The sequence below is a fragment of the Betaproteobacteria bacterium genome, assembly GCA_009377585.1.
In the GTDB taxonomy this organism is placed as follows: Bacteria; Pseudomonadota; Gammaproteobacteria; order Burkholderiales; family WYBJ01; genus WYBJ01.
In genome coordinates this window covers 142,447-150,943 of record WHTS01000001.1, presented here as the reverse complement: position 1 = coordinate 150,943, position 8,497 = coordinate 142,447, and the positions used below count along the sequence as shown (strand labels likewise).

7 protein-coding genes and 1 pseudogene (1 of these 8 cut by a window edge) are annotated in these 8,497 nt (G+C 65.6%); all 8 read right to left on the bottom strand.

What is annotated here, in order from left to right; all coding sequences use genetic code 11:
* Positions 1 to 866, bottom strand: a pseudogene (locus tag GEV05_00670) (DUF1974 domain-containing protein); it reaches 1,633 nt to the left of the window's first position.
* Positions 867 to 1,099: 233 nt separating this feature from the next.
* Entirely contained in the window at positions 1,100 to 2,896 is a 1,797-nt protein-coding gene (locus tag GEV05_00665; GenBank protein ID MPZ41920.1) for an acyl-CoA dehydrogenase, read from the bottom strand.
* Positions 2,897 to 3,156: 260 nt separating this feature from the next.
* Entirely contained in the window at positions 3,157 to 4,089 is a 933-nt protein-coding gene (locus GEV05_00660; GenBank protein MPZ41919.1) for an electron transfer flavoprotein subunit alpha/FixB family protein, read from the bottom strand.
* Positions 4,090 to 4,196: 107 nt separating this feature from the next.
* Entirely contained in the window at positions 4,197 to 4,946 is a 750-nt protein-coding gene (locus tag GEV05_00655) for an electron transfer flavoprotein subunit beta/FixA family protein (GenBank protein ID MPZ41918.1), read from the bottom strand.
* A 131-nt stretch (positions 4,947 to 5,077) separates the two neighbouring features.
* Entirely contained in the window at positions 5,078 to 6,043 is a 966-nt protein-coding gene (locus GEV05_00650; GenBank protein ID MPZ41917.1) for a branched-chain amino acid ABC transporter permease, read from the bottom strand.
* Positions 6,044 to 6,047: 4 nt separating this feature from the next.
* Complete coding sequence (locus tag GEV05_00645) at positions 6,048 to 6,920, bottom strand: branched-chain amino acid ABC transporter permease (GenBank protein MPZ41916.1); 873 nt, start codon at positions 6,918 to 6,920, stop codon at positions 6,048 to 6,050.
* Positions 6,921 to 6,945: 25 nt separating this feature from the next.
* Complete coding sequence (locus tag GEV05_00640; GenBank protein ID MPZ41915.1) at positions 6,946 to 8,154, bottom strand: ABC transporter substrate-binding protein; 1,209 nt, start codon at positions 8,152 to 8,154, stop codon at positions 6,946 to 6,948.
* A 49-nt stretch (positions 8,155 to 8,203) separates the two neighbouring features.
* Positions 8,204 to 8,497, bottom strand: a 294-nt coding sequence (locus GEV05_00635; GenBank protein MPZ41914.1) for an ABC transporter ATP-binding protein, incomplete at its 5' end; no start/stop codon positions are given.

Below are 8,497 nucleotides of genomic sequence, written 5' to 3'. Positions count from 1 at the left end.
GTGGCGATCGGCCCCAGCGTGATGTAGCGCTTCTCCCAGGTGAGCCGGATGCCGAGCACGTCCGATCGTCCCTGCCACTCCCCGCGGCACACGATGCCGTAATCGGGTATGCCGCCGGCATCGGAACCCGCCTCGGGGCTGGTGAGTGCAAAACACGGCACTTCGAGTCCCTGCGCGAGCCGCGGCAGATAGTGATTCTTCTGCGCCTCGGTGCCGTAGTGCAACAGCAGCTCCGCGGGCCCGAGCGAATTGGGCACCATGACCGACACCGCGGCCGTGCTGGAGCGCGAGGTGAGCTTCATCACCACCTCGGAATGCGCCAGCGCGCTGAATCCCTTGCCGCCGTACTGCCTGGGGATGATCATCCCCAGGAACCCTTCGTCCTTGATGTACTGCCAGACGTGTGGCGGCAGATCGCCCAGCTCGCGCGTCACCTTCCAATCGTCGACCATGCTGCACAGGGTTTCGACCGGACCGTCGACGAATGCTTGCTCCTCCGCGCTCAGGCTCGGTGCGGGATACGCGAGAAACTTGCGCCAATCCGGCCGGCCGCTGAAAAGATCGCCTTCCCACCATACCGTACCGGCATCGAGCGCTTCGCGTTCGGTCTCGGAGATTGCGGGCAGCACACGGCGGAAGACCGCGAGCAAGGGTGCGCCGATCAGCGCGCGGCGCAGTGGTGGCACATTGAAAAGCGCCGCCAGCAACACGAATACGGCCCACAGAATCGGTCCGGCGCCCGCAGCGTAGAGCAGCGCAGCCGCAGCAAGGATCCAGAACCAAAGCGGTGCAGCGAAGTACCCGAGCATCCAGGCCGCGACGAGCGCCACAGCAAGCGTGGTCCAGACCGAGATCACAACCGGCATACCCTCCTGCCAGGCGCCTTGAGTGCTACCGAGCCGTCGCGAAGTCCGCCGCCCTGTTGCCCCGAATGCCTCTCGCGGGGCAACAGGGCGGAGTCGAGTGCGCAGTGGAAGCCAGCTACTTCGCGACGGCCCAATATGGCACGGGGGCTGGAACGAAATCGCGCTGCTGCGGCCGTGCCGCACGGACTTTACACGCGGGGCCGCGCGCCGTCCAGCCGAACGGCCGCGAATGATCAGAACGTCGCGTCGTCCAGAGCGAGGGTGGCCGCTGCGCCGTGCGTCACGATGCGCGTGGCCGCATGCGCCTGCGGCAAGATGTGCTCGGCATAGAACCGGGCGCTCTGCAGCTTGGCGCGATAGAAGCCGGTATCGGCGCCTTCCTCGCCGCGGCGCCGGACGGCAATGCGGGCTGAGCGCGCCATCGCGTTGCCGCCCAGTACCAGCCCGGAGAGTTTCAAGTACGGCACCGCGCTGGCTGCGACCTGCCGGGGATCCTTCGGGAAGGTCTCGACCACCCAGTCGGTGGCGGTTTCGAGCGCATCGATTGCACTTTTCAGCTGCTGGCCGATCGCCTCGAGATCGCGATCGCCGGAGCCGAGCAAGTCCGCCGCCGTCGAGGATGCCTGCTCTAGCACGGCGCGCATGGTTGCGCCCCGTTCCGATCCGACCTTGCGGTTGACCAGATCGAGGGCCTGAATGCCGGTGGTCCCTTCGTAGATGGTGGTGATGCGGGCGTCGCGATAGAACTGCGCGGCGCCAGCCTCCTCGATGAAACCCATGCCGCCGTGGACCTGCACGCCGAGGGAGGCGATCTCCACCGCCTGCTCGGTGCACCAGCCTTTCACGATCGGCGTCAGCAGGTCGAGCAGCGCCTGGTGCCGGGCACGCTCGGTCGGATCGGAATGGTGATTCGAGAGATCCAGCGCCGCGGCTGCCGTGTAGGCCAGAGCGCGCATCGCTTCGGTTTGCGACTTCATGAGCATCAGCATGCGGCGAACGTCGGGATGGTGGACGATCGTGACCCGATCGCCGCTGCCGACGCCCAGCTCCCGGCCCTGCACGCGCAGCTTCGCGTACGCAGCCGCATGCTGGTAGGCCCGCTCGCCCATCGCCACACCTTCCAGGCCGACGCCGAGGCGCGCGTGATTCATCATGATGAACATGTAGCGCAGGCCCTCGTTCTCCTTACCGACGAGATAGCCGGTCGCGCCGCCGTTGTCGCCGTATGCCAGCACGCAAGTCGGGCTCGCGTGGATGCCCAGCTTGTGCTCGATCGAGACGCAGCGCACGTCGTTGCGCGCATCCGGCTTGCCGTTCGCATCCAGCAAAAACTTGGGCACGATGAAAAGCGAGATACCGCGCGTGCCTTCCGGCGCGTCGGGTGTGCGCGCAAGTACCAGGTGCACGATGTTCTCGGCGAGATCGTGCTCGCCGTAGGTGATGAAGATCTTCTGCCCGAAGAGCTTATAGGTACCATCGGGCTGCGGGAGCGCGCGGGTGCGAACCGCGGAAAGATCCGAGCCCGCCTGCGGCTCGGTGAGATTCATCGTGCCCGACCATGCACCGCTTGTGAGCTTGGGAAGGAAGCGCGCACGCTGCTCGGGCGAGCCGATGCGCTCGAGCGCCTCCAGCACGCCGCTGGTAAGCATCGGGCAGAGGCAGAACGCCATGTTGGCGCTGTTCCAGATCTCGGCCACCGGCATCGCCACGATTTGCGGCAGGCCCTGGCCACCGAACTCGGGCTCGCCGGCAAGGCCGTTCCAACCGGCCTCGACGAACTTTGCGTAGGCTTCCTTGAAACCGGGTGGCGTGGTCACGTTGCCGGCATCGAAGCGCGCCCCGTGGGTATCGCCCACGCGGTTGAGCGGCCCGAGCACTTCGGCGCCGAACTTGCCGGCTTCTTCCAGCACCTGATCGACCAGGTCCGGGCTCAGCTCAGCGAAGGGGGGCAGCTCGGCGATGTGCTCGAGCCCGACCAGCTCCTTGATAACGAAACGCATATCGGCGAGCGGGGCGACATATTCGGACATCGGCGCACCTCGGGCAAAGACACGATGGCAGCACCGCGCCAATCGGACGCGGCGTGCAATCAGGTGATTATGCTACCAGCCGCAGCGCCGAAGCCCGGCAGGTCGCTGGCTGGTAGAGGCGCGCTGGAAAGAGCGACGGCTTCGCGGCCGGCACGCAGCGATGCGAAGGACGATGCCAGGGCGGGCCGGCGGGCCATGCAACGGCCCGCCGTGCGACCAGGGCGTGATATGGAACGCCCGCCCGTGCGGCTCGCGCGTGATCAGCCCAGTTTCTCAGTGAGCTCGGGCACGACCTTGAAGAGATCGTCGACGATCCAGTAGTTGGCGACCTGGAAGATCGGCGCCTCGGGATCCTTGTTGATCGCCACGATGACCTTGCTGTCCTTCATCCCGGCCAGGTGCTGGATGGCGCCCGAAATTCCTACCGCGACGTAGAGCTCGGGGGCGACGATCTTGCCGGTCTGACCGACCTGGTAGTCGTTGGGCACGAAGCCGGAATCGACTGCGGCGCGCGATGCGCCGACGGCGGCGTTCAGCTTGTCGGCCAGCGCTTCGAGAATCTTGAAGTTCTCGCCGCTGCCCATGCCGCGTCCGCCCGAGACGATGATGCGCGCGGCGGTGAGCTCCGGGCGGGCCGACTTGGTGAGCTCCTGGCCCTGGACGGTGGTAAGCCCGGTGTCGGGCCCGACCGGAATCGTCTCCACCGCGCCGCTGCCACCGCTGTCGGCGACGGGATCGAACGCGGTGCTACGCACGGTGATGACCTTGACCGAGTCGTTCGACTGCACGGTTGCGAGCGCATTGCCCGCATAGATCGGGCGCACGAACGAGTCGGGCGAGAGCACGTCGCTGATGTCGGAGATTTGCGCGACGTCGAGCAGCGCGGCAACGCGCGGCATGAAGTTCTTGCCGAACCCCGTGGCCGCAGCCAGCACGTGGCTGTAATTCTTGGCGAGCGGGACGATCAACGCGCTCAGGTTCTCGGCGGTCGGGCTGGCATAGAGCGCCGCATCGGCGTGCAGCACCTTGGCCACGCTTTCGGCCTTGGCGGCGGCTGCAGCCGCATCGCCCGCCTGGTGGCCCGCGACCAGGACGTGGATGTCGCCGCCGATCTTGCGCGCGGCGCCGAGGGTGTTGAGGAATCCCGGCTTGAGCCGGGCGCCGTCGTGTTCTGCAATGACGAGGATGCTCATCGAGTCAGACCTTTACTCGGCGAAGGGAGTGAATGAGTGAATACTGGGGTGAAGGGTGAAAAGTGAAGGGCGAAGGCGCCGTCGACATTGCCTTCGCCACGCAGCGATCAGATGACGCGGACTTCGTTCTTGAGCTTGTCCACCAGCTCGGCGACATCGGCCACCTTGACGCCGGCGGAGCGCTTGGGAGGCTCGGCGACCGTGACGGTCTTCAGCCGTGGCGCCATGTCCACACCGAGCTGGTCGGGCTTGATGTTCTCCAGCGGCTTCTTCTTCGCCTTCATGATGTTCGGCAGCGTCACGTAGCGCGGCTCGTTCAGACGCAAGTCCGTAGTCGCCACCAAGGGCAGCTTCGCGGTGAGCTGCTCCAGACCACCGTCGATCTCGCGCGTGATCTGCGCCTGCTCGCCCGAGATTTCGATCTTGGAGATGAAGGTGGCCTGCGGCCAGCCGAGCAGCGCGCTCAGCATCTGGCCCGACTGGTTGTTGTCGTCGTCGATCGCCTGCTTGCCGAGAATCACCAGCCCCGGCTGTTCCTTTTCGCACAGCGCCTTGAACACCTTGGCCACCGCAAGCGGCTGGACTTCCTCGCTGGTCTCGACCAGGATCGCACGATCCGCGCCCATCGCGAGCGCGGTGCGCAGCGTTTCCTGGCATTGCGGTCCACCGATCGACACCGCGACGATCTCGCTCACGCTGCCGGCTTCCTTCATGCGCACAGCCTGCTCCACCGCGATTTCGCAGAACGGATTCATCGCCATCTTGACGTTGGCCGTGTCGACGCCGCTGCCGTCGCTCTTGACCCGCACCTTGATGTTCGCGTCCACGACGCGCTTGACTCCGACCAGAACTTTCATCGGCTCTTTCCCGTTTTGAATGGGTTCAAGCCGGCGATTATAACCTCGGGCTTCGCGGCAGCGGACCCCGCATACCGGGTTGCGGTTTCGCACAGCGGCACGGCGCCGAGCAGCGCCGCGACCCGGATGGGCTACGTCCGGCGTTTGGACCAGCGCGCAGCCAGCTCGCCGACAATGCCACGGCGGAAAGCGAGCACGCAGACGACGAACACGGCGCCCTGCACGATCGTCACCCAGGCGCCCAGCTCGGCCAGGTAGCTTTCCATGGTGATGACGAGAAAGGCGCCGACGACCGGCCCGAATACCGTACCCATGCCGCCGAGCAGCGTCATCAGCACCACCTCGCCCGACATGGTCCAATGCACGTCGGTGAGCGAGGCGAGCTGGAACACCAGCGCCTTGGTCGCCCCCGCGAGCCCGGACAGAGCCGCAGACAAGACGAACGCGACCAGCTTGTAGCGATCGGCCCGGTAGCCGAGGGAAATCGCGCGCTGCTCGTTTTCGCGAATCGACTTCAGCACCTGGCCGAACGGCGAATGGATCACCCGCCCGATCAGCAGGAAGCCGCCGAGAAAGATGGCGAGCACGAAGTAGTACATCGTCAGCGGCGTCGAAAGATCGATCAGCCCGAACAGCCGGCCGCGCGGCACGGCCTGGATGCCGTCCTCGCCGTGGGTGAACGGCGTCTGGATGTAGAAGAAATAGAGCATCTGCGCCAGGGCCAGCGTGATCATTGCGAAGTAGATGCCCTGGCGGCGGATCGCGAGCAACCCCGCCAGCCAGCCGAGCAACGTGGAAGCGCCGGTGCCGAGCAGGATGGCGAGCTCCGGCGTCACACCCCATTCCTTGGCCGCGTGCGCGCACACGTAGCCGGCGGTGCCGAGGAACATGGCATGGCCGAACGAGAGCAGGCCGCCGAAGCCGATCAGCAGGTTGAAGGCGCACGCGAACAGCGCGAAGCACAGCGCCTTCATCAGGAACACGGGATAGAACACGAAGGGCGCAGCCGCAAAGATCGCCGCCATGACCACGAACCCGCGCCAGCTCACCCCTGTCGAGAAGGTATTGCGATCCACTTGTCCGCTCGCCCGATTCATCGCTTCAGCGCTGCCCGAACAGGCCCTGCGGACGCAGCATCAGCACGATCGCCATGATGATGAAGATGACCGTGTTCGAGGCTTCCGGATAGAACACCTTGGTGAGGCCCTCGATGATGCCCAGCCCGAAGCCGGTGACGATCGAGCCCATGATCGAGCCCATGCCGCCGATCACCACCACGGCAAAGACGACGATGATGAGATCGGCCCCCATCTGCGGGCTCACCTGGTAGATCGGCGCCGCCAGCACGCCGGCGAAGCCGGCCAGGCCGACGCCGAAGCCGTAGGTCAGCAGGATCATGCGCGGCACGTTGACGCCGAAGGCTTGTGTCAGCGGCGCATTCTCGGTCGCGGCGCGCAGGTACGCGCCCAGTTTGGTGCGCTCGATGACATACCAGGTGCCGAGGCAGACGGCGAGCGAGGCGACGATGATCCAGGCGCGGTAGGTGGGCAGGAACATGAAGCCCAGGTTGTGGCCGCCGGTCAACTCGGCCGGCATGGCGTACGGCAGCCCGGAGGAACCGAACTCGTTGCGGAACACGCCCTGGATGATGAGCGCGAGCCCGAAGGTCAGCAGCAGGCCGTACAGATGATCGAGCTTGTACAAGTGGCGCAGCAGGAGGCGCTCGACCGCGATCCCGGTGAGCGCCACCGCCAGCGGCACGATCAGCAGCGCCCACCAGTAGCCCAGCTGCCACTTGCTCAACAGGAACCAGGCGCAGAAGGCGCCCAGCATGTACTGGGCGCCGTGAGCAAAGTTGATGATGTTGAGCAGGCCGAAGATTACCGCCAGCCCGAGCGAGAGCAGGGCGTAGAACGAGCCGTTGATGAGCCCGATCAGCAGCTGCCCGAACAGCGCCTGGGTGGAAATCCCCATCCGGCCGACTCGCTAGTGCGACATCCTACTTCTTGACCAGCTCGCATCCCCCATCGGCCAGCGGCCGGAACGCCTGCTCGGCCGGAATCGTGGCGCGCAGCTTGTAGTAATCCCAGGGTGCTTTCGACTCTTGAGGCTTCTTCACCTCGAACAGATATGCCGGATGAATCTTGCGCCCGTCGGCCCGGATGCTGCCCTTGCCGAACAACGGATCGTCGGTCGGCATTTCCTTCATCTTCGCGATCACCTTGGTGCCGTCGTCGGACTTCAGCGCCTCGACGGCCTTCAGGTAGTGCAGCACGCCGGAATAAACGCCCGCGTGGACCATGCTCGGATGAATGCCGCGCACCTGCGGCGCGAAGCGCTTGGTGAACGCGCGTGTCTGCTCGTTCATGTCCCAGTAGAAGGTCTCGGTGAAGATCAGGCCCTGCGCGGTGTTGAGACCGAGGGCGTGAACGTCGGTGATGAACACGAGCAGGCCGGCCAGGTTCTGCCCGCCCTTGACGATGCCGAACTCGGCGGCCTGCTTGATCGAGTTGATGGTGTCGCCGCCGGCGTTGGCGAGCCCGATGATCTTTGCCTTGGACGCCTGTGCCTGCAGCAGGAACGACGAAAAATCGGTGCCGGGGAAGGGGTGGCGAACCCTGCCCAGCACCTTGCCGCCGTTCTTGACCACCACCGCTTCGACGTCGCGCTCGAGCGCATGGCCGAACGCGTAATCGGCGGTGAGGAAGAACCAGGTGTTGCCGCCGGTCTTGACGATGGCATTGGCGGTGCCGTTGGCGAGCGCCCAGGTGTCGTAGGTCCAGTGGATCGTATTCGGCGAGCAAGCCTTGCCGGTCAGGTCCGAGCTGGCCGCGCCCGAGACGATGAAGGCCTTGCCTTTCTCGCGCGTGAGCTGGTTCACCGCCAGCGCCACGCTGGATGTCGGAACGTCGAAGATCGCATCCACGCCCTCGGCGTCGTACCAGCGCCGGGCGATCTGCGAGCCCACGTCGGGCTTGTTCAGGTGATCGGCGAACACGACCTCGACCTTCATGCCCTTCTTGGCCGCGCCGAAATCCTCCACCGCCATGCGCGCGGCCACCACCGAGCCCTGCCCGGTCAGGTCGGCATACGTCCCGGACTGGTCGTTCAGCACACCGATTTTGATCACGCCGCCGGACATCTGCGCCGCGGCCGGCAGCGCCAGCAGCGCTACCGCGACCCCCACACCCCACTTGCGTTTCGACATCATCGTCACTCCTTCTCGCGGCCGATTCGATCGTCCGATCGCGAACGCATCATACTCCCAGGTATTCGTGCAGCATGCCGGCTTTCGTTTCGAGCTCGCCGGCCGCCAAACGCTCGACGACGCGCCCGTGCTCGATCACGTAGTGGCGGTCGGCGAGCGGCGCGGCGAAACGGAAGTTCTGCTCCACCAGCACGATCGTGAAGCCGCGCTCCTTGAGTCGCCGGATGACCTGTGCCAGCGTTTGCACGATCACCGGCGCGAGCCCTTCGGTGATCTCGTCGAGCAGCAGCAAATGGGCGCCCGTACGCAGGATCCGCGCCATGGCGAGCATTTGCTGCTCGCC